This window comes from Pedobacter sp. SYP-B3415, assembly GCF_004138205.1.
In the GTDB taxonomy this organism is placed as follows: Bacteria; Bacteroidota; Bacteroidia; order Sphingobacteriales; family Sphingobacteriaceae; genus Pedobacter.
Window position 1 is genome coordinate 15732 of sequence record NZ_RXNQ01000035.1, and the last position, 24390, is coordinate 40121.

At 49.1% G+C, this 24390-nt stretch carries 18 protein-coding genes; 5 read left to right on the plus strand and 13 right to left on the minus strand.

The window, feature by feature from the left end; genetic code table 11:
- Window position 1 precedes the first annotated feature (1 nt).
- Window positions 2–2395 carry an outer membrane beta-barrel family protein gene (locus EJV45_RS16310; RefSeq protein WP_129717341.1) on the minus strand — a complete coding sequence of 798 codons (2394 nt, stop codon included), beginning with the start codon at window positions 2393–2395 and terminating at the stop codon, window positions 2–4.
- 202 nt (window positions 2396–2597) lie between these two features.
- Here EJV45_RS16310 and EJV45_RS16315 point away from each other — a divergent pair, with 202 nt between their 5' ends.
- The 3 genes from EJV45_RS16315 to EJV45_RS16325 all read left to right on the plus strand — a co-directional run bounded on the left by EJV45_RS16315 (window position 2598) and on the right by EJV45_RS16325 (window position 5190).
- Window positions 2598–3971, plus strand: a complete 1374-nt coding sequence (locus EJV45_RS16315) for an NAD-dependent succinate-semialdehyde dehydrogenase (protein ID WP_129717343.1) — start codon at window positions 2598–2600, stop codon at window positions 3969–3971.
- Between the two features lie 252 nt (window positions 3972–4223).
- Window positions 4224–4724 carry a DinB family protein gene (locus EJV45_RS16320; RefSeq protein ID WP_129717345.1) on the plus strand — a complete coding sequence of 167 codons (501 nt, stop codon included), beginning with the start codon at window positions 4224–4226 and terminating at the stop codon, window positions 4722–4724.
- Window position 4725: 1 nt separating this feature from the next.
- Window positions 4726–5190 (plus strand): GNAT family N-acetyltransferase, encoded by a 465-nt coding sequence (locus EJV45_RS16325; protein WP_129717347.1) that lies wholly within the window; start codon window positions 4726–4728, stop codon window positions 5188–5190.
- Here EJV45_RS16325 and EJV45_RS16330 read toward each other — a convergent pair whose 3' ends face one another.
- Complete coding sequence (locus EJV45_RS16330) at window positions 5191–7011, minus strand: alpha-L-fucosidase (RefSeq protein ID WP_129717349.1); 1821 nt, start codon at window positions 7009–7011, stop codon at window positions 5191–5193. It abuts the gene before it with no gap.
- 125 nt (window positions 7012–7136) lie between these two features.
- Between EJV45_RS16330 and EJV45_RS16335 the strand changes: the two genes are divergently transcribed.
- Together EJV45_RS16335 and EJV45_RS16340 are read left to right on the plus strand one after the other, a co-directional pair.
- Complete coding sequence (locus EJV45_RS16335) at window positions 7137–8057, plus strand: glycoside hydrolase family 43 protein (protein WP_129717351.1); 921 nt, start codon at window positions 7137–7139, stop codon at window positions 8055–8057.
- Between the two features lie 419 nt (window positions 8058–8476).
- Window positions 8477–11056, plus strand: coding sequence for a TonB-dependent receptor (locus tag EJV45_RS16340; protein ID WP_129717352.1), 2580 nt, complete (start codon window positions 8477–8479; stop codon window positions 11054–11056).
- Between the two features lie 92 nt (window positions 11057–11148).
- Here the strand turns inward: EJV45_RS16340 and EJV45_RS16345 are convergent, their stop codons facing one another.
- From EJV45_RS16345 to EJV45_RS16390, 11 genes are all read right to left on the minus strand, one after another.
- Window positions 11149–12912 (minus strand): ATP-binding protein, encoded by a 1764-nt coding sequence (locus EJV45_RS16345; protein ID WP_129717354.1) that lies wholly within the window; start codon window positions 12910–12912, stop codon window positions 11149–11151.
- An 18-nt stretch (window positions 12913–12930) separates the two neighbouring features.
- A complete protein-coding gene (locus EJV45_RS16350; protein WP_129717356.1) occupies window positions 12931–14061 on the minus strand; it encodes a sensor protein KdpD in 1131 nt (376 codons plus the stop codon).
- Between the two features lie 137 nt (window positions 14062–14198).
- Complete coding sequence (locus tag EJV45_RS16355) at window positions 14199–15269, minus strand: porin (protein ID WP_129717358.1); 1071 nt, start codon at window positions 15267–15269, stop codon at window positions 14199–14201.
- A 141-nt stretch (window positions 15270–15410) separates the two neighbouring features.
- A complete protein-coding gene (gene kdpC / locus EJV45_RS16360; RefSeq protein ID WP_129717360.1) occupies window positions 15411–15980 on the minus strand; it encodes a potassium-transporting ATPase subunit KdpC in 570 nt (189 codons plus the stop codon).
- A 17-nt stretch (window positions 15981–15997) separates the two neighbouring features.
- On the minus strand, window positions 15998–18028 hold the full coding sequence (gene kdpB, locus EJV45_RS16365; RefSeq protein WP_129717362.1) for a potassium-transporting ATPase subunit KdpB: 2031 nt from the start codon (window positions 18026–18028) through the stop codon (window positions 15998–16000).
- A gap of 18 nt (window positions 18029–18046) precedes the next feature.
- Complete coding sequence (gene kdpA, locus EJV45_RS16370; RefSeq protein WP_129717364.1) at window positions 18047–19765, minus strand: potassium-transporting ATPase subunit KdpA; 1719 nt, start codon at window positions 19763–19765, stop codon at window positions 18047–18049.
- 9 nt (window positions 19766–19774) lie between these two features.
- The gene (locus EJV45_RS16375; protein ID WP_084498241.1) at window positions 19775–19852 is read right to left on the minus strand and encodes a potassium-transporting ATPase subunit F; all 78 of its coding nucleotides are present in this window, start codon (window positions 19850–19852) and stop codon (window positions 19775–19777) included.
- A gap of 401 nt (window positions 19853–20253) precedes the next feature.
- Complete coding sequence (locus EJV45_RS19700; protein ID WP_255466233.1) at window positions 20254–20379, minus strand: hypothetical protein; 126 nt, start codon at window positions 20377–20379, stop codon at window positions 20254–20256.
- 550 nt (window positions 20380–20929) lie between these two features.
- Window positions 20930–21904, minus strand: a complete 975-nt coding sequence (locus tag EJV45_RS16380; RefSeq protein WP_129717366.1) for an ankyrin repeat domain-containing protein — start codon at window positions 21902–21904, stop codon at window positions 20930–20932.
- A 12-nt stretch (window positions 21905–21916) separates the two neighbouring features.
- Entirely contained in the window at window positions 21917–23362 is a 1446-nt protein-coding gene (locus tag EJV45_RS16385; RefSeq protein ID WP_129717368.1) for an ankyrin repeat domain-containing protein, read from the minus strand.
- A 42-nt stretch (window positions 23363–23404) separates the two neighbouring features.
- Window positions 23405–24082, minus strand: a complete 678-nt coding sequence (locus EJV45_RS16390; RefSeq protein ID WP_129717370.1) for a hypothetical protein — start codon at window positions 24080–24082, stop codon at window positions 23405–23407.
- Window positions 24083–24390 lie beyond the last annotated feature (308 nt).

Sequence of the window (24390 nt, forward strand, 5' to 3'; positions counted from 1 at the left end):
GCTATTTGAGGCGGCTTTTTACATCATCACTGCTGCTCTCCACATTTTTCATCTTGAACGCTTTGCCCAGATCAAAGTTCCATGTCAGTCCAAGGGTAAACCGCCTGTCCTGCTGAACTTGTGAAAAGTTCATTGTGAGGTCGTTAAAGAAAAAAGCACCGCTTACTTTGTTTGTGAAAAACACATCGTCGACGTTGGCTTTCAGCACGAGTTTGTTCTTAAACAGTTTCTTCTGCACACCGACGTTTACGGCATAAAGCGGATCAATGACTGCATTTGCAAAAATTATATTAGACAAATAAAATGCATTCAAATTCACTGACCATTGATTTGGGAGCGTGAATGACTGGTTGGTCTGCAGCGTCAGGATGTTTTTGGAGATTGAATATTGTGGTGCATCAACACGCTGATTGCTAAACTGTGCCGTATATTGCATCTCCCACCATTTTGCTGCCTTCACGGGAGCGAAAATTCCGATAAGATAATTTTCCGTAGACCCTATATTGTTTGGCTGCTGAATCATCATCTCCGGGTTGTTATCTGCCGTCTTTATAATGTTATTAATCGCATCCCGGTTCCGGGTATAACTTGCAGTGAAAACGTACTTGCTTGCCATGGTGAAATTCAATTCATAAGCGTTATTGAATTCGGGCGTAAGGTACGGGTTTCCCATTGAGGAAGAGTAGTTATCGATATACCCCACGTACGGATTCAGGTCGAAGAATGACGGCCGGTTGAAACGGCGGTTGTAGCTGGCACTGAGGCTGTAGCTCCCCTTCTCATTCAAATTACGCTTCAGGTAAACGCTCGGAAACAGATTGAAATAATCACGTTTATTAGGTGTAACCTGGTTGTTATTGAAAAGGGTCCCGGTCAGGTCAGTGTTTTCGCCGCGCAGGCCCAGTTGTATATCTGTACCTGCAAGAGTAGCATCAAACTTCAGATAGGCTGCCAGGATGTTTTCTTTATACAGATAAGTGAAGTCCTGCGCAGTGTTTTGCAGCCAGCTTCCCCGGGAGAAAGCTTCAAATGCCGCACGGTTATCTATATCTGTTATTGAGATCTTTCCGCCGCCGGTAAGTTTGCCGAGCTTGCCAAATGACTGTATGTATTTGGCATCTGCAGTAAAAATTTTTGCTTCGCTGGGTGTAGAGTTCCGGAATGCGGTATCGCGCAGAAACTGCTCACTGCCATTAAAAAATGAGGTGCGTCCCTCAGATCGGTTGCGGGCATTGTTTGTACTGAAATCAGACAGGATGACCAGCTCTGATCCGACTGTATCAGTCTTCAGGTGGTAGTTCAGTCCCACCGAATGGTAGTCGCTCGCATACCTGGCGGGAAAAACGCCGCGGCTTACCGAATTGCCCGCCACGTTCGGATAAATGATCTGCGTACGGGCGGAAAAATCATCATTATAGGTACCCAATGAGCCTGTATAATCAACCGCAACGTATTGTTTATCATTAATATCGAACGTTCCGCCAACACGGATACGCTGACCTGTATTCCGGCTGATCCCGTTATTAATGGCACTGTATAAACCATTCTGCGGAAAATTTCTGCTCTGGTCAATATCATTAAAACGTTTCATGTTCGAATAGGAATAATTAGCAAATACCCCAAGCTTCCCCTTTTTGAAATTAGCCTGCACCCCATTATCAAAGCCACCATAACGACCCTGGCGATAGTTCGAATAAACTGAACCGTTCAGACCGGCTTTGCCTTGTTTTTTTAGTACGATGTTTATCATTCCACCCGTGCCCTGGGCATCATACTCGGCCGGTGGATGGGCGATGATCTCCATCGATTCAATCTCATCACTACGCAAAGAATTGAGATAATTGGTCAGGTCATCACCTGAAAGCTGCAACAGTTTTCCGTTAACCATGACACGGGTGCCTGAGTTCCCGTTGATTGATATCTTGCCGTCCCTGACAAAAACGCCCGGAGCCAGGCTCATGGCTTCGAGGGAAGATTTTCCCGAAGCAAGCGCATTGTTCTCGATATTCATCACGATGCGGTCAGCTTTGCGGGTAATGAGCGGTTTTCTGCCTGCCACAACAACATCAGACAATTGCTGACCTGTACTTTTCAGTGTAATATCCTCTTTCAGATCAGACTGCCCAACTATAACATCCATGCTTTTCTCTGTGTAACCCACCGCCGAAGCCTTGAGCCTGTATTTCCCGCTGGTTTTTGCCTGCAGCTCATAGTTACCGGCGCTGTCGGCTATTTTTTGCGCAACCGGGGATGTCTGCCCTTCAGGGATGAGTAACACGGTTGAAAACGGAACGCCGGCAGATTTTTCGTCTTTCACTTTTCCCCTGACGAAGCGTTGTGCCATTGCAGAAAATGCAGATATAAAAATAAGGATGATGCATGTAAAAAGTTTCATTTTAAACGGGATTGAGTTTTTTGGTTTTAATTTCTAATAAGACGAACACTTTCGTAGATCAGTTACATTTCCCCTGGGGTTTTTCGACATATGGCTTGGATTGGTCGACGAACGGGGATCAGGACTCTGTAGACCAGCTCTCTCTTTCCGCGCCAAACAAATCCCATGTCTCGCCGTTAAAGCTTCAATAGCATTTATCCTTATGGCGATTACTTCTATCAATCCGGTTACCGGCAAAAAGATCAGGCGTTACACAGAACTGCCTGCGGGGCAGACGGAAAAAAAGATTTTATCGGGGCATAAGACCTGGATTGCATGGCGGGAGCAACCGATGGCCAGGCGGGCGCAGCTTTTGCTCAAACTGGCAGATGTACTGGCTAAGCGCAAGGATGAGCTCGCAATGCTCATGGCAGCCGAGATGGGAAAGCCGCTGAAGGATGGGCACGCCGAAATTGAAAAGTGCGCAGCCGTATGCACTTATTATGCTGAAAACGGCGCTTCGTTTCTCAATGACCAGATGGTACAAACGGAAGCGAGCAAAAGTTACGTCACATTTCAGCCCCTGGGCCTGGTACTTGCCATCATGCCCTGGAATTTTCCTTTCTGGCAAGTATTCCGATTTCTTGCACCCGCATTGCTGGCAGGCAATTGCGGCTTATTGAAACATGCCTCAAATGTCCCGGGGTGTGCGCTGGCTATCGAAGACCTTATTCTTGAGGCCGGTTTCCCTGCGGGCGTTTTCCAGACACTTTTGATCAGCGCCTCTGCGGTAGATGCAGTCATAACTCATCCGCTGGTTAAGGCGGTTACACTTACCGGAAGCACCTCGGCCGGCATGAAGGTAGCAGAGCGGGCGGGCTCGCTGCTAAAAAAAACAGTGCTGGAACTCGGCGGAAGTGATCCATACCTGGTGATGCATGATGCAGACCTAGCGCAGGCAGCAGCTATATGTGCATCGAGCAGGCTGATTAACAACGGACAAAGCTGTATTGCAGCGAAACGTTTTATTGTAGATAAAAAAGTGGAACGTGAGTTTACAGACCTGTTTTGTAATGAGATTAAAAAGAGGGCGACCGGCGATCCGCTTGATGCCGCCACAGATCTTGGCCCGATGGCACGTGCCGATCTGCGCGACGAACTGCACGACCAGGTGCTCAAAAACGTTCAGGCCGGCGCAAAGTGCCTGATGGGCGGCCGGATTCCGGACCGGCCAGGAAACCATGCATTCTACGAACCGACTGTTTTAAGCGGCATTAAGAAAGGCATGCCGGCGTTCAGCGAGGAAATTTTTGGGCCTGTGGCATCCATCATCACCGCTCGGGATACCGAACACGCCATACAACTCGCAAATGATACGGTCTTTGGTCTCGGGGCTGCTGTTTTCACAAGCGATACTGAAACCGGCGAACTGCTTGCACGAACCAGGCTGCAGGCGGGATCTTGTTTTGTAAACGGACTGGTAAAGTCAGACCCGCGCCTGCCTTTCGGCGGCATCAACCAGTCTGGCTATGGCCGGGAACTCGGCATGTTCGGGATTCATGAGTTCGTTAATATTAAGACGGTTTATATCGTTTAGATCAGTGTTCTCAGCGCTAAGTACACTGGCGCCACAATTTCACAGGAGGAAACGACCGTGCACCGCGGACCTGGACCAGACGCCTTACTTATCCCTGAACCTTTTAGAATAGTCAATGATCTGACGGCCTTTCTTCCCTATTCTTTTATATTCCAGAAAACAGATTTCAATACCTGCTGTCGCAGGAAGATACCAGCAACCTTTTGCGTATCCGCGCGCAAAAACCTAACTTGAGCGAAAAATTTACATCCCATGAATGAACTTCAGAAAAAACTCGACAACAGCTTTAATCAGCTTATTACCAAGTTATCCGATCTAAGCCAGGACAAGCTTGACCGGGTTCCATTCTCCGGCAGCTGGACGGCTTCGCAGGTCGGACAGCATTTACTCAAGTCTTACCAGGTTGTCGGTGTTCTTCAGGGACCGACCGAACGCAGTACGCGGCCTGCCGATCAAAATGTCGAATCGCTTTGCTCCATGTTTCTCGACCGAAGCATTAAAATGACTTCGCCCGAGGTGCTGCTCCCTGATGCGCATGCAATTCCGAGGGAAGAACTTGTCGGTGCACTCAGCGGCGTAACGGCTCAGATCAGTCATTTTGCCGCGTCAGAAGACCTGCAGCCGGTTTGTCTTGGATTTGAACTGCCCGGGTTCGGGTACCTTACCCGACTGGAATGGATAGCTTTTATACAGGCACACACCGAACGGCATTTAGGTCAGTTGAATGACATCATCACATCATTAAACCGTTAGCATGAACATGGAAGTTACCATCCGCGAAGCCCGGATAGATGAATTGCCGCAACTGCGTGTCTTCGAAAAAGGAATTGTAGCTGCCGAAAGACCTTTTGACCCTACCCTGAAGCCCGGTGATATCGAGTATTATGATCTCGGCGCGATGATCGAAGCGGAGAACGCGTGTGTGTTGGTTGCCGAAACTGAAGGAAAACTTGTAGGCGGCGGATACGCACTTATCAAAAAGGCTAAACCCTACCAGGTGTTTACCGAATTTGCCTATCTCGGTTTTATGTTTATTGATCCGGCGTTCCGCGGCCGTGGCCTGAACCAACTGGTGGCAAGCCGGCTGGTAACGTGGGCAACAGAAAGGGGAATCACAGAGGTCAAACTAAACGTTTACGCTGAAAATACAGCGGCGATCCGCGCTTACGAAAAGGCAGGGTTTAAACCCTACCTGTTAAATATGCGCCTTGACCGCTGATTAATTATTGGTTTCCAACGCACCGGTTGTCTCAGAAAAAAGAGAAAGTGGTCCGTCAAGCAGCACAGCAATTACGTTCATCTGCGTATCCAGCAGTTTGGAAGGAATATCGATGTAAACAATTCCGGGCGTCTTGCTCCAGTATAATTTATTGTATACCTCATGCGGAATGATGTTCCCCGACCCCACTACCCGCACCCGCTGTATGGCATTTTTCAGGCCTTTTATTGCAATGGGACCTGTGGGCTGGCCTTTCACAAAAAGATATAAAGTCTGCTTGTCTGCCGAGAGAGACGATGGCCCGTCGTAATGTGTAAGTGGCAGACCCCTGCCTGTCTTGTAAAGCGCTTCGGCATGTTTCCTGATCCAGGACGACAGGACATCATTACGGCGCCATTCAAAACCACTTCCATCTGGCGAGAGCCGCTTCTCCGGAAAAGGATTATGACCGGCTGCGACCGCGCTGCTCAGGGCGGCAACCTGCCTTACCGGCTCTTTTTCTTCAGCAATCTCGACCAGGCCGAGATTTCCGGGCTTGCGGTCAGCAAAAACGGGTGGTTCTGCAAAGGCCAGCTCTACAACCGTAGCATCCTGGTCTTCTGCAGCGGGCGGAACGTCAATTGTGAGCTGGCTGCCGTTCTTTTTGAACGACAGCTTGCCGGAATAACCGATGATACGTGCCGACTTAACAGCGCTTTCTAATCCGTAAACGGTGATTTGTCCGTTGTTACGCCGATCGAGGAAAAGAAAAACTTTCCGGCCATCTGCCGACCGCGTTGTCTTGCCGGGAAAATTATTCGGCGATATACCCGACTGACTGCCATAAATCGCTTCTCCGTGCTTTTTTGTCCACCGGCCAAGTGCTTTTAACACCCTGACCTGCTCCTCCGGAATGATACCATCTGCCTTCGGACCAATATCGAGCAGGAGGTTTCCACCCATGCTGATACAATCGATCAGGGTGCGGATAATCATGTTAGGCGACTTGTACCTGGTATCAAATTCCTGATACCCCCAGGAATCGTTTATAGTGTAACACAGTTCCCAGAAATTTGAAGCGGGGCGCTGCACGGGAATTCCCTGCTCTGGCGTATCATAGTCTCCCTGTCCGTTCAGACGCGAGTTAATGATCAAATCCGGGTTATGTGCCAGCAGTTTTTCCCGGATCTGCGGCGAGCCCCATTCAGCGGCACTGTGTTCCCAATCGCCATCAAACCAAAAGAGATCTGGTCTGTACTGCGTGTTCAGTTCTTCCAGCTGTTTATTGAGATAAGTCTGAAAACGGCTCCACCGCGGCTGATCCTGACTGAGGTGATAACGCTTTCGCAAGCGGGTAAATACGTCATAATCGGCAAAAGACCAGTCTGGCAGTGAAAAATAAATTCCGGTGCGAAGATTCTGCCGCCGCAACGCATTTACAAACGGTGTAAGCACATCGCGCCTGGCCTGGCTGCTTGCTGCCGTTGTAACAGCCCCCGCAGCCTGGCTGTTCCAGAGCGCTACGCCATCATGATGTTTTGCGGTTATAACTGCGTACCTGGCACCACTCTCGGCGATGAGCGAGGCCCAGGCGTCAGGATTGTATTGTTTCGCATTGAAGCCGGAAAGCTGCTTCATGTAGGTTTCATGACTGGTGTAATTATTAAAGAATGACCAGGATTCAGAAACGCTGTTTACAGAATAGATGCCCCAATGAATAAAGATACCCAGCCTGGCGTCAGCAAACCATTTCATTTTCTGGGCCGGAGCAGGCTGCCGGGCGTTCGCCTGACCAGAAAACACCAAGAGCGCCAGATACAGGTAAATTCGGTTTTTTAACATGAAAATCATTTGTTAGCCGGCGGTGAAACTACAGAGAAAAACATGCGCATAAAAAACAAAGTGGATTTTTTTCAATCACATTCTGGTCTCCGGTTGTTCCAGGAGAAATAAAAAACCTCATCCCAATGAAAGACACGCAGTTAAATGGCAATCCGATCATCCGTCATGTTTTTACGAGTGACCCCACAGTGATCGAAAGCAACGGTCGTATCTACCTCTATACAGGGCACGACGAAGCACCCGAAGGCAGCAACGTATATGTAATGAGTAACTGGCTTTGCTTTTCATCAGCAGACCTGGTTAACTGGGAGGAACACCCTGTTCCGCTCAGTGCGACAGATTTTGAGTGGGCCAGCGGCGATGCCTATGCATCAAAAGTGATCGTTTATGAGCAGCAATATTACTGGTTCGTTTTTGTTACCAACGCCTCCGGCGGAAAAGCGATAGCCCTTGCAGTTTCAGATCAGCCCCAAGGTCCGTTTCGTGATGCAATAGGCAGCCCGCTTATCGACCAGCAAATGATACCGGACACCGAACTTGAGCTGGCAAACCTTGATCCCACTGTACTTGTCGATGATGACGGACAGGTATACCTGGTCTGGGGCAACGGTGTTTGTTATCTTGCCCGGCTGAAATCCGACCTCCGTTCGCTTAACGGGCCAATCACCAAACTGGAGCTCCCGGGTTTCCGCGAAGGCGCGCACCTGCATAAGCGTCATGACTGGTATTACCTGAGTTATGGTTATGGGCAACCTGAGCGCGTGGCCTACTGCATGGCAAAAAGCCCCGAGGGACCCTGGGAATTTAAAGGCATATTAAATGAACTTGCCGGTAATTGCGAAACGAACCGCCCGGCGATCATTGATTTCAAGGGCCGTAGCCTGTTTTTCTACCACAACGGCGGTCTTGAGACCGGCGGAAGCCACCGGCGCTCCGTTTGTGTCGATGTCCTGAAGTACAATGCTGACGGAACCATGCAGCGGGTGCTCATGACCTCGGAGGGGCCGGCGGCTTTTGCTGCTGCATCTGGACAACCATCGGCTTAAGGCTTTACCCTTCGCATGATTGTCCGGCTGGTCTTCGCTCGAGTAGACCTGATCATTGCGATGTACATACATCAGTCAGAACGATAATTCCATTGCAGTCTTTGCCGGACGCCGCGGCCGGCCGGCAAAGACTGCCTGCCAGACTCATCGTACCAACAGCCATATTTAAATAGGTGCCACCCGCCCGGTAGATAATCAAGCTTCAAATAACTACTAAATCCATAGATTAATTAGGATATACAAATTTTCCCGCTATATTTGCGACGTAAAATTATTGCCGTTGAAGAAAATATGCACACAGGTTAGGCCCGGGAAGGTTCGGGCGGATAACCATTTAATGAATCTTTCCTGTCTTGCCCGTTTGGCTCCCGCTGTTGAACCGTCTTCGACTTTTGTATCCATACTAAACAAACTATAAAATGAAACGCATTATTTATGTATCAAGATTTCTACTCCTAACAGCTGTTTTACTTAGCAGCACAGCCGCCTTCGCGCAGCAAACTGTATCGGGTTTTGTAAAGAATGATAAGGGCCAGCCGCTGCCGGGAGCAAGTGTGTCTGTGAGGGGCACAAGGAACGCAGTTGCTGCTGACTCAGTTGGTCACTTTACTTTAACCGTTAATGAACAGCCACCATTTTTCCTCCGGGCCACGTTTGTCGGCTATAAACCCCAGGATTTCCAGATCCTCAAACTAGACAACGGGCCTGCGCAACTGACCCTTGTCAGTGATGCCCTGCTCGAAGAAATTGTGGTAACCTCGCGCCGGCGTACCGAGGCCGTGCAGGATGTTCCCATCCCGATTTCTGTTGTCGGCGGGGCGCAAATCGAGGAATCCGGCTCCTTTAATGCGAACCGTTTGAAAGAACTCGTGCCTTCAGTGCAGTTTTATTCGTCGAACCCGCGTAATACAACACTAAACATTCGCGGACTGGGATCTACTTTTGGTCTGACCAACGACGGAATTGACCCGGGTGTAGGCTTTTATGTAGATGGCGTTTATTACGCGCGCCCGGCGGCAGGAACATTCGACTTTATCGACGTGGAACGGATCGAAGTATTACGCGGTCCCCAGGGCACGCTGTTTGGCAAGAACACTTCTTCAGGTGCGTTTAACATTACAACCCGTAAACCAAGCTTTTCACCTGATGCCAGTTTCGAGACCAGCTTCGGCAACTATGGTTATATCCAGGCAAAGGCATCGGTTACCGGGCCGCTGAGCAAAACGCTCGCCGGCCGGTTCTCTTTCTCTGGAACACAGCGTGACGGAACGATCAGAAATATCCGTACCCTGAAAAATATCAATGACATCAATAACCTCGGTTTCAGGGGTCAGCTTTTATATCGCCCATCTGATAAGGTATCCATCTTACTCGCGGGTGATAACTCGCGTCAGCGTCCTGACGGCTATGCGCAGATCGTAGCCGGTGTTGCGCCTACCCTACGCCCCGCCTACCGGCAGTTTAATGCCATTATAGCTGATCTGGGCTATGCGCTGCCAACGCAGAATGCGTTTGACCGCATCGTTGACCACGATACACCATGGAACTCGGGCAACGACCTTGGCGGCGTTTCATTAAATGCCGACATACAGATCGGGCCGGGTACATTGACGGCTACGACGGCATGGCGCTACTGGAAGTGGGATCCTTCAAACGACCGTGATTTTACCGGCCTGCAATCCCTTGCTAAATCAAATAACTATTCTAAACACCAGAACTGGTCGCAGGAGGTCCGTTATGCGGGCGACATCAGCGAAAACCTCAGCGGTGTGGTAGGCCTGTTTTATATTGACCAGGAAGTACAAACCGACCCCGTCGCCATCGAAGAGTCGGGCTCTGCTACCTGGCGTTTCTCACAAAGTACCACCAGCGCGTTGTGGAGAACACCGAACCTGTTTGAGGGCTTTGGCGTTCGCAACCGGTTTTCTATCAAATCAACAAGTGCAGCGGTTTTTGCCAACGTAGACTGGGAGGTGACAGAAGGCCTGCACATTTTGCCCGGTATCAGGTTCAATTATGACAAAAAAGACGTGCTGTACGACAGAAAAACTTACGGTGGCCTGCAGACAACTGATCCTGCACTGCTGGCGTTAAAAGCACTGGTATACCAGGACCAATATTACGTTGCCGACGCTGACGAAAAAAACTTCACCTATCAGCTTACGGCAGCCTACCGGCCAAATAAACACATCAATGCCTTTGCTACGTATTCTACCAGTTTCAAACCTATTGGCGTGAACGTTTCCGGTTTACCAACTGTGAACGGCGCGCCCGCGCTTGATCTGGCCGTTATCAGACCGGAAGACACCAAACACTATGAAGTCGGCGTAAAAACCAATCCAACTGATCATCTGACCCTGAACCTTACGCTGCATAATTCAGACATCAAAGACTACCAGACCAATGTTCAGTCGGCCGAAATTGGTGTAAACCGCGGTTACCTCGCCAACGCTGAAAAAGTAAGGGTGCGCGGTATCGAATTTGACGGGAGTTTCAGAGTAGACAAAAACTTTTCGTTTTATGGAGCTGCAGCCTTTACAGAAGGAAAATACATTCGCTTTACCAATGCACCGCTTCCATTGGAAGAAACCGGCCTGACTAACAGTGCAAACCAGCAGGTTGCCTTTAAAGATATTTCGGGCGGCAGTCTTCCCGGTATCTCAAAATGGGCAGGCTCACTCGGCGGTGAATTTGTAACCGGTTCGAAGGTCTTTAATACGCAATCAAACTTCTTTACTGCAGTTGATGCGTCTTTCCGGTCAGACTTTTCTTCTAGCCCTTCCCCGTCAAGGTACCTGAATGTGGAAGGTTATGCATTGGTTAATGCCAGAATCGGGTGGAAATCTGAAAAGGGTCTGTCGGCCTTTGTATGGGCGCGAAACCTGCTTGACAAAGATTACTTTGAACAGTTGCTGCCTGCCGGCGGAAATGCCGGTCACTACGCCGGGGTATTGGGCGATCCCCGAACCTTCGGCTTAACGCTACGGTACGCTCTGTAATCAGCAGATGATATAAAAAGGACCACGATCGAGATCAGTCGTGGTCCTTTGTTTGTAGAAGCCCGCTTATCGGCTACATATACGGCGGCCTTTTATCCGGCCGCATCTTCAGCCACCGGCAGGACAAAACAAAACCTGCTGCCTTCGCCGATTTCGCTCTCCACCCAGATCTTTCCGCCCTGCGCCTCGATAAAATCTTTTGATATGGCCAGTCCAAGCCCTGAGCCAGATTTATTATTTCCGTCTGTCGGCACCTGAAAATACCGGTCGAAGAGTCGCTTCTGATATTGCTGATCAATGCCGCGGCCAAAGTCGCGGACAGAAAATTCTATGTTCCCCGCCTTGCGGATAACGGATACAGTTACCGTTGACTTCTGCGAACTGTAGCGCATGGCATTTGATAAAAAGTTCACGAGTACCCAGGCGGTTTTTTCAGTATCGGCATGAACTTTAGCCAATCCGTTTGCAGCGATGAGCTCAAGATTGATCGTTTTCTGTTCGGCCTGAAACCTTACAGCGTCCATAGCATAAGCCGCAATTTCCCGTGGATCAGACTTTACGAAGTTTAACTGCAGGTTACCCGTTTCCACCTGAGAAAGGTCCAGCAACTCGCTGGTAATCTTCAGCAGGCGCCCGCAGTCTTCTTCTATGTGATGAATGAGATCTGCCTGTTCGGTGTTCATGGCGCCTACGCGTTCATCCTTCAATAATTTAAGGCTCATTTTTATAGAGGAAATCGGCGTTTTTAGCTCGTGAGAAACGGTTGCAATAAAGTTCGTTTTCGCCTCGTCAAGCTCTTTATATTCCGTTACGTTTTTCAGTATGTAGACCTCGCCGGCGGTCTTTGCTGCTGCTTTGATGGCCCGGTCATGCTGATCATCAAGGTTGGGTATCGTGATCTCGCGCTTTTCAAGCTTAAAGTACGATTCCTTTCCATCTGCAAAGATCTTCATTGGTTTTTCATCGGTAGACTGTATCACACTGCTTAACAAATCGTTATGTTTCATAAGATCTGAAGCATTTGCGCCGATCACTTCCTTTTCATTTATATTGAGCAGCTGTCCCGCAACCTGGTTAAGAAAAAGAATTTCTTTTTTCTCATTCAGACCGATGATGGCATCTTGCATCTGCCCGATGATGGTCTCTATTCTCAGCTTTTCCGACTGAATTTTTGCCACATTGCTGTTTTCCCACTTGTTGAGCTGTGCCGCCATGTGATTGAATTCTTCTGCCAGTTCAGCAAATTCGCCGTTGCCCCTGAACGCAAGGCGCTGCTTATAATTTTTTCTGCTGATGGCCTTGATTGCTGCCGAAAACTCATTGAGTGGGTTGGCAACAAAGCCAGGGAAATTCACGCTGAAAGAAAACAGGATCAGGAAACACAGGGAAGCAGCGGCGATGAGGTACGTTACCGCAGTTTCAACACTCGCAGCAGCCCTGTCGTTTTTCCGCACAATTGCACGCATGTTCAGTTCATCGATCAGGCGCAGCTGGAGGTGCATGGTTCGTAAGGCCTGCTTCCTGGCCGACAGGTTAGCAGCCGGCTCGGTCAACCCCCGGAAAGCCGCTGACAAAGCCAACACCGCCTGCCGTTCGCCAGGCTCCGTGACGTTTTTCTCTTCCAGACTGAGCTGCCTGCCCAATCTGTCTTTTGCTGAGCCGCTGAGCGGAAGTTCATGATCATCGAGGATTGACCGCATTTCGCGGGTGTACCGGAGGCTTTCATAATTATCTTTTAAAATAACCTTAGAGCTTGCCGAGATCTTCTGCATGTAAAACAGTGATATGCCGCCAAACAGGATAACGATGATAAATAAGAACCCGAACCCGAGGCGTAATTTTGTTTTGATCTTCATGGTCATTTTATTGTACGGTTATGAAAGTATAACCAGGTCAGTCTCCGTTTGAGAAACATGTTTTAAAAGTTGGTTGAATATCGCAGTTCGCATGATAATCTGGAAGAGATTTACGTGCGGCTTACCCATGCAGATGGTGGTAACCTCTTTTTCGCGTGTTATTCTTGAAATTGTTCCGGTAATATCATCGCTTTTCACCTTAAGCACTTCCGCGCCAAGTTCTGTAGCCAGCTTGAAATTATTGATCAGGTGACGCTGCAGATCAAGTTTGATCTTGTCGCCCCCCTCCCGGCTGCGTTGGACGTAGAGTACGATCCATGGCGACTGGTAGTAGGATGCAAGACGTGCGGTTTTCCTGATAATTACTTTGGCCGTTTCATAATTTGTAGATATACAGGCAAGAAATTTTTCAGGCCTTAGCTTGATCTGCCCGGGCACTTCAATACTGATCTTACGCTCAAGGTGGTGTGCAACCTCTTTGAGAGCCATTTCTCGGAGCTGCAGAATCCTTTCGGGCTGAAAAAAATTATCGAGCGCCCGTTTGATTTTACTCTGGTCATAAATTTTGCCCGCTTTCAGACGTTCGATAAGCTCATCTGCTGTCAGGTCGATATTTACGATCTCATCGGCAGATTCGAGCACCTTATCCGGAATGCGCTCGGTAATACGTATGCCGGTAATGCTTTCGATTTCCTGGTTCATGCTTTCCAGGTGCTGAATGTTTACCGCAGAAATGACGCTGATGCCCGCATCAAGGATGTCAATTACATCCTGCCAGCGCTTGCCGTTTTTGCTGCCTTCTACATTTGAATGCGCCAGTTCGTCAACAATCACAACCTCGGGATGCCGGTTGATGACGGCCTGCACGTTCATCTCTTCAAGTTCCTTTCCCTTATAGAAAATCTTTCTGCGCGGTATAACGGGGACTCCGGTAAGCAGCGCGTGCGTTTCTTTGCGGTTATGTGTCTCGATGTAGCCGATCTGGATATCAATACCATCTTTTAACAGGGCGTGCGCTTCCTGCAGCATGCGGTAGGTCTTTCCTACACCCGCGCTCATGCCTATGTAGATCTTCAGTTTTCCACGCCTGGACTTTTTCACCAGGTCTAAAAACTTCTTTACAGACTGTGCCTGATCTTGCTCTTCCATCAGATCATTTTTACCATGATAAAATAATATAACCCCTGGATGCCAAAAACCAGATAACCAATAAAAAAGCCAATCCTGCGCAGGTACACAGGATCAGCCTTTTTGAATATCTCACCGGCCGGTACGCCATCAGCTTATTAAAAAGAAACGGCTATACTTGCTGTAACTGCCGCATTGTGCCGAACGGCGGCCTCATTCCTGACAAAAAGCGGGTCTTTACTATCATACACTTTACCTTCCAGCCGGACAACTGCATTGGATACCGGGGCATAATCGATGTTGAGCGAATAGCCCCTGGTTTTGAAACCGTTGGGTGTGCCCGAAGCAACGATGACACCGTTTTTATCGTCGTAATATTCAAAACGTCCCGCGAGTGCCCACTGGCTGTCAATTTTATACTGCGCAATGGCTACCGGAGATAACACCTCATACTTGTCGCTCCTTCCCTTTTCGGTTTGTTGTGTACCGTAATCAAAGCCAAGCGTGACACCGAACTGATCGGTTAGCTGAAAGATACCATAAACATTGTGATAGAACCGGCTAACCCGCACGGAATCGGCACCTTCACTGCCCAGATAATTGCTGTAATTCACCGTGATCTTCGGGTTTGGTTTCCAGGTGAGCTGTACCCCGCCTGCCGGCTGACTATTGCCATTCTGACGCGCTATACGCTGCCATCCGTTCAAATACAGCACTGTCGCGCCAAATTTCCCATCACTTGTAACGTAGCTCAACTTTGTGCCAGATTCATAATACGGGGTATTTTCTGAAGATATATTCCGCGTAAGCACCCAGCAGTCTTTTGAGATGGCGCCCTCAAAACCGATGTGCGAAGAAAATATACCGGCATCCAGCCAGAGGTTTGTCGTTTTTGATAATTTAACGCCGGCGTTCGCCTCAAAAACGTTTTTCAGCACACCCGGTTCTGCCGCCAGGTTCGCGTTGGCGTAAGTTCCTGCCATAACCGCCAGGTTGGCTCTGATTGATCCGTTATCGTAACTTCCTTTGATGAAACCGAGATTGAGGTTAAATTCGTTGTGGCGGTTATGCGAGTAAATAAAACCAGGCCTGTTGTTATCTGCCGGCTTGTTAAAATCATAACCGAAATAGGTTTCCAGGTATCCGCTAACCTTGATTTTCGGTTCGTCCTGTCCATAAGCAATTGATCCGGTTGTCAGGGCCGCAGCCAGTATAAAGTATTTTTTCATTGTTGCATATTTTGATTGGTGGCGGATAATAGTTGCCGCCATCTTGTGTCTGATGTTTGGTAGTTGGGTTGTAGTTTGCTTCCGGCCTGTGCCGCAAAATCTGAAGAGGAAGCGGACAAAACCAGGTAGTATAGTTGAGGATTACTTCGCGCTGAACCGATCAAGCGCCAGGTTTAGTTTGAGGACATTCACAGCCCGCGGACCAAAAACCCCCATGAATGGTCCCTCGGTATTTGCGGCAACCAGTTCGGCAACCTTCGTAGCATCGATTTGCCGCGCAGCGGCCACACGCTTGATCTGCATGATAGCGCCCTGTTCTGAAATATTGGGATCAAGGCCACTGCCGGAGGCCGTAACCATATCGGCCGGAATATCCTGTTTTCTGATACCGGGATTGTATTTTAGCAGGGTATGGATGCGGTCGGAGACCTGCTTCAGGTAATCGGGGTTTGAAGGTCCTTTATTGGAACCTGCAGAGCCGGCGGCGTTGTAGCCTACGGCTGATGGTCTGCCCCAGAAGTATTCGGGCTTTGTGAAAGACTGTCCGAGCAAAGCATAGCCGACCACTTTTCCGTTTTTTGTGATTTTTTCGCCGCCGCCATTTCCTTTCGAAAATCCTCCCGCAAAAGCTACCATCAGCGGATAGATTACGCAAAGCAGTACGATTAAAACCAGGGTTAAACGGATGGATTGTAAGATGTATTTTTTCATGATTGTATTTCTAGAGCCTAAACGAACAGGCCTACCAGTAAGTCGATTAATTTAATGCCTATAAACGGTGCGATAACCCCACCCAGCCCATAAACAAGCAGATTTCTGCGCAGCAAGGCACTTGCACCGATCGGTTTGTATGCCACCCCCTTCAGGGCGAGCGGGATAAGGATCGGAATAATGATCGCGTTAAAGATCACTGCCGAGAGTATAGCGCTTTCAGGACTGTGAAGACCCATGATATTCAGGCTTTGCAGTGCAGGAATGGAAGCAATAAAGAGCGCAGGAACGATAGCAAAATACTTTGCAACATCATTGGCAATGGAGAAGGTTGTCAGCGTTCCCCTGGTAATCAGCAACTGCTTGCCAATCTCGACGACTTCGATAAGTTTCGTCGGATCGTTATCCAGATCGACCATGTTACCGGCTTCTTTGGCAGCCTGCGTGCCACTGTTCATGGCGACGCCGACATCTGCCTGGGCCAGCGCTGGTGCATCGTTTGTTCCATCGCCCATCATGGCCACAAGTTTGCCGGCGGCCTGCTCTTCTTTGATGTAGTTCATCTTGTCTTCAGGTTTTGCTTCCGCGATAAAATCGTCCACACCCGCTTTTTCTGCAATAAACTTTGCGGTCAGCGGGTTATCGCCGGTAACCATTACTGTCTTTACACCCATCTTGCGCAGGCGTTCAAAACGCTCGCTGATGCCGGGTTTGATGATGTCCTGTAATTCGATTACGCCCATGATTTTTTCGTTTACTGCAACCACCAGCGGCGTACCTCCATTGCCCGAAATAGCTTTGACCTGTTCTTCAGTTTGCGCAGGAAAAGGGTTTCCGGCGTTTAGCACCATGTTTCGGATCGAATCGAATGCGCCTTTCCGGGTTCGGTTTCCGTCGGCCGTATCCAGACCGCTTGCGCGGGTCTCGGCTGTAAACCGGATAAATGTCGATCCGGCGGGAGCCGTCATCACCCTGAAGTTTTGTGCAGCAGCAAGTTCAAGGATTGATTTCCCTTCGGGCGTTTCGTCGGCCAGTGAACTCATTACACAGGCACGGATGAACTCCTGCATGTCGACACCCGGAGCCGGGTGAAACGCAGTAGCCTTGCGGTTGCCGATCGTGATGGTGCCTGTCTTGTCGAGCAGCAGCACATCGATATCGCCAGCCGTCTCTACAGCCTTACCTGATTTGGTAATCACGTTAGCACGAAGCGCGCGGTCCATGCCGGCAATGCCGATGGCCGACAACAGGCCGCCAATGGTAGTGGGGATCAGGCAGACAAACAGCGAGATCAGGGCAGCTATGGTAATAGGCGTGTTGGCATAGTCGGCAAAAGGTTTCAGCGTTACGCACACAATGATAAATACGAGTGTAAAACTGGCCAGCAAAATGGTAAGCGCAATTTCATTGGGTGTTTTCTGGCGTGACGCGCCTTCGACAAGCGCAATCATTTTATCAAGAAAACTTTCGCCCGGCTGGGTATTTACCTGAACCTTTATGCGGTCTGAAAGCACTTTCGTACCGCCGGTAACCGAAGATTTGTCGCCGCCCGACTCGCGGATCACAGGGGCAGATTCTCCTGTAATGGCAGACTCATCGATTGTTGCGATACCTTCAATAATTTCGCCGTCGGTCGGGATGGTATCACCTGCCTCGCAAATAAAGACCTCCCCTTTCTTCAACAGGGAAGAGGACCGCACTTTGGTTGTACCATCGGGCAACAGGACCCTTGCAGGGGTTTCCTCCCGTGTTTTTCGCAGGGAGTCGGCCTGTGCCTTACCCCTTGCTTCGGCAATCGCCTCAGCAAAGTTGGCAAACAAAACCGTGAGCAACAGGATCAGAAAAATGATAAAGTTGTAGGCAAAAGAGCCCTGCCCGGCATTGCTTATCGAATACACCGTTACGCAAGCCATGATGACCGTTCCGATCTCGACAGTAAACATGACCGGGTTTTTGATCATAACCCGCGGATCAAGCTTGATAAACGATTGTTTGAATGCAGTCTGCACCAAAGCAGGTTCGAATAATTTATTTGATGATGTTTTCATCTTTATTTGATATCAGTATTATTTAAGCATGGTGAAGTACTCTGCCAGCGGACCGAGTGCAAGAGCCGGGAAGTACGAAAGCGCATTCAGGACGATGATGACGGCAAAAGTCATCAGACCGAATGTCATGGTATCAGTTTTTAGGGTACCCGCCGATTCAGGAACATATTTTTTAGCACCCAGCAGGCCGGCAATTGCTACCGGGCCAATAATGGGGAGAAAGCGGCCGATAAACAGGACGACACCAGTCAGCACATTCCAGAAAATATTGTTGTCGCCCAGGCCTTCGAAACCAGATCCGTTGTTGGCGTTGGATGAAGTCACTTCGTACAACATTTCTGAGAAACCGTGAAAATCCGGGTTGTTGAGCCAGTTTTGTGGCTGGACGGCCCAGTCGGCATTACCATACGTATTAAAGGTATAGCTGGCCAGGGCGGTTCCGGCGAGAATCAGAAAGGGACTCAGCAGGGTAATGATGGCTGCGATTTTGACTTCCCTTGCCTCCACTTTATGCCCCAGAAATTCGGGTGTTCTTCCTACCATCAGCCCCGAAATAAAGACGGCAATGATCAGGTAGATGAAGTAATTGAGAATACCGACCCCGCAGCCCCCGTAAAACGAGTTGATCATCATACCAAGCAATTGCCAGGCGCCTGTTAACGGCATGGTGCTGTCGTGCATGCTGTTTACAGAACCGGTTGAAATGATCGTTGTCACCGTGCTCCAGTAGGCTGAAATGGCTGGTCCGAAGCGCACTTCCTTGCCTTCCATTGCGCCGGTTTGTTGGGTAATACCCATTTTTTCTATAGCAGGGCTTCCGCCAAGTTCAGAACTGATTGTCGGGATGAGCAGCAGCAGCATGCCGATAGTCATGACGCCAAAAATGACCCAGCCAAGTTTTTTGCGCCTGATAAAGATTCCGAAAGCAACCACCATTGCAATTGGAATAATAACCTGAGCAATCAGCTCCACCATATTGGTCAGGTAGTTCGGATTTTCGAGCGGATGCGCAGAATTTACGCCAAACCAACCGCCACCGTTAGTCCCAAGGTGTTTAATGGCGATAAAACCGGCGGCAGGACCTCTCGAAACATTCACTGTATCTCCCTGAAGTGAAATGAACTGGTCTTTTCCCTCATAACTTGCAGGCGTACCGTTAAAAGCCAGAATGACAGCCATAAACAGGGATAACGGAAGCAACAGCCGGGTTATCGATTTGACGAAAAAATCCCAGAAATTACCTAGTTTAACGGTTGTTTTGTCGCGAAAAGCCTTAAAAAAGACCACGGCCGCTGCCAGGCCCGTTGCGCAGCTTACAAACTGCAGGAACATCATGACGAAGTGTTGAGAGAGGTAACTTACACCCGACTCGCCCGAATAGTGCTGCAGGTTACAATTCACGACGAAACTGATGACGGAGTTGAAAGAAAGATCGGCGCTCATGCCCGGATTGCTATCGGGGTTCAGCGGCAGTTTATCCTGGTTCATCAAAACAAAAAAGCCGTAAACCAGCCAGACCAGGTTAACCGTAAGCAGGGCTTTCATATGCTGCTTCCAGTTCATCTCCTCTTTCGGATTGATACCGGAAAGTTTGTAGATCGCTGATTCCAGCGGTTTTAAAAAGTCTGTCCAGACTTTTTCTCCGGCAAACACCTTTGCGAGATATTTACCTAGCGGAATGGCCAGCAATACGGTAAGTCCGTAGGTCGCTATAATTCCAAGTAGTTCTGAGTTCATTGTGTGTAATTAAAATTTTTCGGGTTTGATCAGCACGTAGATCATGTAGATGAAGACGGCGATGGCGATAATGAATAATGCGGTCATTGTGTCAGATTTTTTCGAACCAGTCGATCGATTTGTAACATACCCAGCAGAGGATCAGCAGGGCCAGAAATAATAGCAGTGTTAACATGTTGTTTGAATTTCACATGCCTTGCCAATTGTGATGCCATACGAGGAATGAATGTTCACAATTATTTGACTATCAATATTTTAAATAATAAATAAGCGTGATTAGCGTTTTTTGCTCGAAAAAAACCCTTCCAAAATGAAAGGGTATTTTTCATATCGGTAAGGATTCCAGGGATTTGAGATGTGAGATACGTAGAGTATACAGATATTCGTATTTCGTATTTAGAGGTGGAGCATTTTTTCGAGATTTGAGATGTGAGATATGAGTCTTGAGACATGCAAAAACCCTCGACCAGTATGGCCTATTGAGGGGGTTAGGCTTCGATAGTATAAAGGTATTCGTAGTTCGTATTTAGACAGAGTGTCAAACCCTTCAGGCGGCTATGGCAGAGCGAGGGGTATGCGCCGAGGTCTTTCATCGTTTTTCCTTTCTCTTTCATCTTAACGAGGGGTTAGGCGCCAAGACTTACAACTTAAAACCTACAACTTAATACTTTATGGATTCATGGCTCGTGCCTCCCCTTGAAGTCATCCAGACAGAGCGGAGCGGGCGAGCCTGTCCCGAAGCAGTCGGGAAAGGATATGACTCGGGATCCATATTCAGATTCTTCGCTACGCTCTGAATGACCCGTCTAAGATATCCCGGACTGGAATGAAGCCAATGGATATCTCACGATATGAGATATGAGTCCTGGTACAGGGAGCAACCCCTCGGCAGGGTAGAGCATATTGAGGGTTAGGCGCTGCGGTCTTTTGTCCTTGGTCGTTTTTCTTTGTTAGCTTTGCGGAACGTTCGGTACTACCTCTTCGCAGGAGATCCCCCGCCGTTGCGATTCCGGATGAAAGGGATTCCGTAAACGCGCTTCGGGATGACGGCGTAGGTGGATGTTGGTGGGGCTTGGCAGAGTGAGGGGTCCTGCGCCGAGACTTACAACTTAATACCTACAACTTATAGCTTCTCTGACTCGTGGTTCGGCTACCGGTCTCCCGCTAAGTCGTCGCGCCTGCCATTAGCAGTTGTTCGACAATCCCGGTATAACCGCGTTCACTCGCGAGCGCAAGCGCGCTGCGCCCTGCATTATCTACGCTGTTAACCCTGGCACTGCGTTCAATAAGCATGGCCGTAAAATCATTAAAACCGCATTGCGCCGCCACGATGAGCGGTGTTTCGCCATAGCTGTTTTTGGCATTCAGGTCGGCACCTGCCTCGAGCAGCACGTTGCCCAAATGATGATTACCCAGACCAGCCGCATAATGCAGGGCCGAATTGCCGTTCAATACCTGCCTGTTGACGTCGGCTCCATGCCCGATCAGCAGTTCGGCCAGGTGCGTATTGTTGTTATTGACCGCCAGGACCAGCGGGCTCACGCCGTCATTGTTTAAGGCATTGACATCCGGCGCAGCCGAGGTAAGCAGCGCCTTTACCGTTTCGCTCTGGTTGTTATAAACCGCCTGGTGTAGCGGTGTGTTTCCATGGTCGTCTTTCCCGGCGTTATGATTTGCCGATAGCGCTGTAACGAGATCCCGCATGCCCTTCGCGGTGGCATGGTCGAGGATCGTATAACCACCGTTATCTTTTACAGCGGTTTCAGCACCGAGCGAGATAAGATATAGAGCCGTTTCGGTTTTGCCGGACAGCACCGCATAAAAGACCGGTGTCTGTCCATGGTTGTTAGCTGAACCCAGATCAGCCCCTGCATCGGTCAATAATTTAATAACTTCTTTAGTTCCGCTCCGCGCTGCTGAATGCAGGGGCGTTTCGCTGGCATTGTTGGCCAGATGAACATTGGCACCGGCATCCAGCAGTAGTTTTACAATATCTTTGGCACCTTTAAGACATGCGTACGTTAATGGGGTATTGCCCTGCGCATCACGTTTGTCTATATTGATGCCTCCCTTTTTCAGGAAAGCCTGTACTACACCTTTCTGCGCATTTTTACACGCATTCAAAAACATATTGTCCATTACAGTATTATTTTAGACCGTAGCCTCAAGCAGCAGCTTTACTACCGCCTCATTATCATTATTGACAGCCATATCCATAGCGCTTTGTCCGGCATTGTTTACCCGCCCAACAGTCGAGCTGTCCTGATCAAGAAGAAGGGATACAATCCGTTTGGCCGACATTTTATCGCTGTTCCCGGCTGCATAGATCAATGCGGTATTGCCCAGCCGGTCGGTATACCCAGTGTCGGCATGGTTATCCAGCAGCAATTCGGCGAGACCGTACCGCGGTTCGTTTCCCCGTTCGGCGAACGACATGAGCGGAGTCTTTCCTGCGAGATTGGCCTTGTTGATATCGCATCCAGCCTCCACGATCTCTTCGGCAAGTTGAAGGTTTAGATCGGCCAGGTAACCCGCCTGGCAGACCATATGAAGTGCAGTATCGCTTTCATTGTTGGTTGGTGCATTGATATCCAACCCATGGGCAATCAGTGTACGCAGCATCAGCCTGATGTCTTTCAGGTCATTGCTCATACCGCGACCGAAATTACTGACGGCCTTTGCCAGCAGGTAGAAGACGGCGGTTTCCCCATTTCCCGTACGGAAATTTACATCGGCACCGGCCGCGCTGAGCAGTTCAACCATCGCCGCTGAGGGGTACTCACATGCCAGCATCAGCGCTGTACGCCGGTACTGGTCAGAAACCTCATTCAGATCTACCCCTGCTTTAATCAGCGCTTCGACAGCGGTGGTATCGCGGTTTAGCACGGCTTCATGAATGGTCATACCGCCGGTTGCCACGTCACTTTTATTACCTGACAACAGCGCTGCTATTTCTTTCACGCCGCTGCGCTGCGCATATGTTAAGGGAGTTGTATTAAAAATGTCTTTATCTTCGGTATCAATACCTCCACGCTCGAACAGGATGCGCACCGTTTTCGTGGCCGCATCTACTGCACCGGGAATACTTTTCCGATGCACCAGTTTGTCACAGATCAGGTGCAGAAGATTCTTACCCTCTTCCAGGATGGCATCCATTTTTACATGCGCATCGGCCATGGCCTGGATAAACGGATACATATAAACCTGTGCTGCCTGAACATAGGCCTGCTTGCCGGAGTCGTCTTTTTTCTTCGGATTTACACCCGCTTCCAGCAGCAGTTTTGCGGTGTGATAGATCTGTTCAGCCTTATCCTCAAGCGCCGGATCGGCGGGATCAAACTTAGTTGTCGTAAGGCTATGCAAAGCGGTGTTGCCGTATTTGTTGCTTGCGGGCTGCAGACCGGAAGTATGCAAAAATTCTATGGCCGACCTGTCAGCAAAGCGGGCTGCCAGGTGATAGAGGTCTTCGTCCATTTCGTTTTTGATATCGAGCGTCGGCAGCCCCTGATACAGAGACAGGATATTGATCCTATCATCGGCGCTGGCGAACAAATTGCGGTGATAGGCTTCTTTGATGCTGTTGTAGTCGTTAGTCATTTCTAGGTGTACGGTGTTTAAACGAACGAAACAAGTGATGCATTATTCCTCTTCCATGTAAATATTAAAACGTTCAAAGGGAATGACGCCAAAATTTTTGGCTGTTTTTACCTCGGTCTTTACCTCTTCCGGCGATGTGGCGTGGAAGCGCTCTCCACCATCTTTAAATAAATACCATTTCTTGTCGGCTGGTGAGAATCTGAAGGTAACAATGCGTGTCCACCTGTGGCCGCTGCCGCCATAATGTTCAACAGAAAAGTAGCCGTTTTTTATGGTGATGCCCGTAAACGGGTCACCCATTTGTCCGCCGCAATCCACGCAGTAAACCGCATTGTTACTTCGCGCAGCGAGTTTATAGCTTTTATCCGGCTGACCAAGCAGCAGCATCAGGGGCCGTTTTTCAGGATGACTGATCACGTCTGAGGTCTTTTCCTCCCCGGTTTTATAAAGCACCAGTACGGCATCCGGATAGGCATCACGGTTCAGATCACCGCGGGTCAGGTTAAGTGCCTTGTAACCTTTCGGAATAAACCCATTCATCGCGGCGGGAACAGCGACCACTTCTTTGGGCGCCTGGGCCAGGGTGCTCAGCGGTAAAAAAAGTGTGCAAATGATAAAGAATACTTTGAAAGACAAGGATCGCACACCCGACATGCGCTCATCGGCATGTTGCAGCGGACCCTGAGAGGGAAACAGGTAAGAGGAAAATCGGCGGTTCATCAAAACGTAATCAGGTTGTAATGCAAGCAATAACGCAGGATTCGGTAGATGGTTTTGAGAGATAATTTTTCCCGGATGTTTTTCAGCGGGACCGTTTTTAATGACTGCAATTTGTATATGGAAATGACGTTCAGAGTATCAGGTTTCCAAGATGATGGAGCATCTATGATTGTAAATTGCCGAAACTGGTAACATTCAGGATAAATTGCTTAGCTTCAATATATAAACAGCACAAGCCAACTACTACTTGAAACCGGGGAGCTAGCCGGCGTCGCCTGGCTAAAGAAGAGGCTACACAATGCCCCACA

Excerpts from the sequence above, each read along its gene's own strand:
- EJV45_RS16310 (WP_129717341.1), bottom strand. The coding sequence starts at position 2,395 with ATGAAACTTTTTACATGCATCATCCTTATTTTTATATCTGCATTTTCT.
- EJV45_RS16315 (WP_129717343.1), top strand. The coding sequence starts at position 2,598 with ATGGCGATTACTTCTATCAATCCGGTTACCGGCAAAAAGATCAGGCGT.
- EJV45_RS16320 (WP_129717345.1), top strand. The coding sequence starts at position 4,224 with ATGAATGAACTTCAGAAAAAACTCGACAACAGCTTTAATCAGCTTATT.
- EJV45_RS16325 (WP_129717347.1), top strand. The coding sequence starts at position 4,726 with ATGAACATGGAAGTTACCATCCGCGAAGCCCGGATAGATGAATTGCCG.
- EJV45_RS16330 (WP_129717349.1), bottom strand. The coding sequence starts at position 7,011 with ATGTTAAAAAACCGAATTTACCTGTATCTGGCGCTCTTGGTGTTTTCT.
- EJV45_RS16335 (WP_129717351.1), top strand. The coding sequence starts at position 7,137 with ATGAAAGACACGCAGTTAAATGGCAATCCGATCATCCGTCATGTTTTT.
- EJV45_RS16340 (WP_129717352.1), top strand. The coding sequence starts at position 8,477 with ATGAAACGCATTATTTATGTATCAAGATTTCTACTCCTAACAGCTGTT.
- EJV45_RS16345 (WP_129717354.1), bottom strand. The coding sequence starts at position 12,912 with ATGAAGATCAAAACAAAATTACGCCTCGGGTTCGGGTTCTTATTTATC.
- EJV45_RS16350 (WP_129717356.1), bottom strand. The coding sequence starts at position 14,061 with ATGGAAGAGCAAGATCAGGCACAGTCTGTAAAGAAGTTTTTAGACCTG.
- EJV45_RS16355 (WP_129717358.1), bottom strand. The coding sequence starts at position 15,269 with ATGAAAAAATACTTTATACTGGCTGCGGCCCTGACAACCGGATCAATT.
- kdpC (WP_129717360.1), bottom strand. The coding sequence starts at position 15,980 with ATGAAAAAATACATCTTACAATCCATCCGTTTAACCCTGGTTTTAATC.
- kdpB (WP_129717362.1), bottom strand. The coding sequence starts at position 18,028 with ATGAAAACATCATCAAATAAATTATTCGAACCTGCTTTGGTGCAGACT.
- kdpA (WP_129717364.1), bottom strand. The coding sequence starts at position 19,765 with ATGAACTCAGAACTACTTGGAATTATAGCGACCTACGGACTTACCGTA.
- EJV45_RS16375 (WP_084498241.1), bottom strand. The coding sequence starts at position 19,852 with ATGACCGCATTATTCATTATCGCCATCGCCGTCTTCATCTACATGATC.
- EJV45_RS19700 (WP_255466233.1), bottom strand. The coding sequence starts at position 20,379 with ATGAAAGAGAAAGGAAAAACGATGAAAGACCTCGGCGCATACCCCTCG.
- EJV45_RS16380 (WP_129717366.1), bottom strand. The coding sequence starts at position 21,904 with ATGGACAATATGTTTTTGAATGCGTGTAAAAATGCGCAGAAAGGTGTA.
- EJV45_RS16385 (WP_129717368.1), bottom strand. The coding sequence starts at position 23,362 with ATGACTAACGACTACAACAGCATCAAAGAAGCCTATCACCGCAATTTG.
- EJV45_RS16390 (WP_129717370.1), bottom strand. The coding sequence starts at position 24,082 with ATGAACCGCCGATTTTCCTCTTACCTGTTTCCCTCTCAGGGTCCGCTG.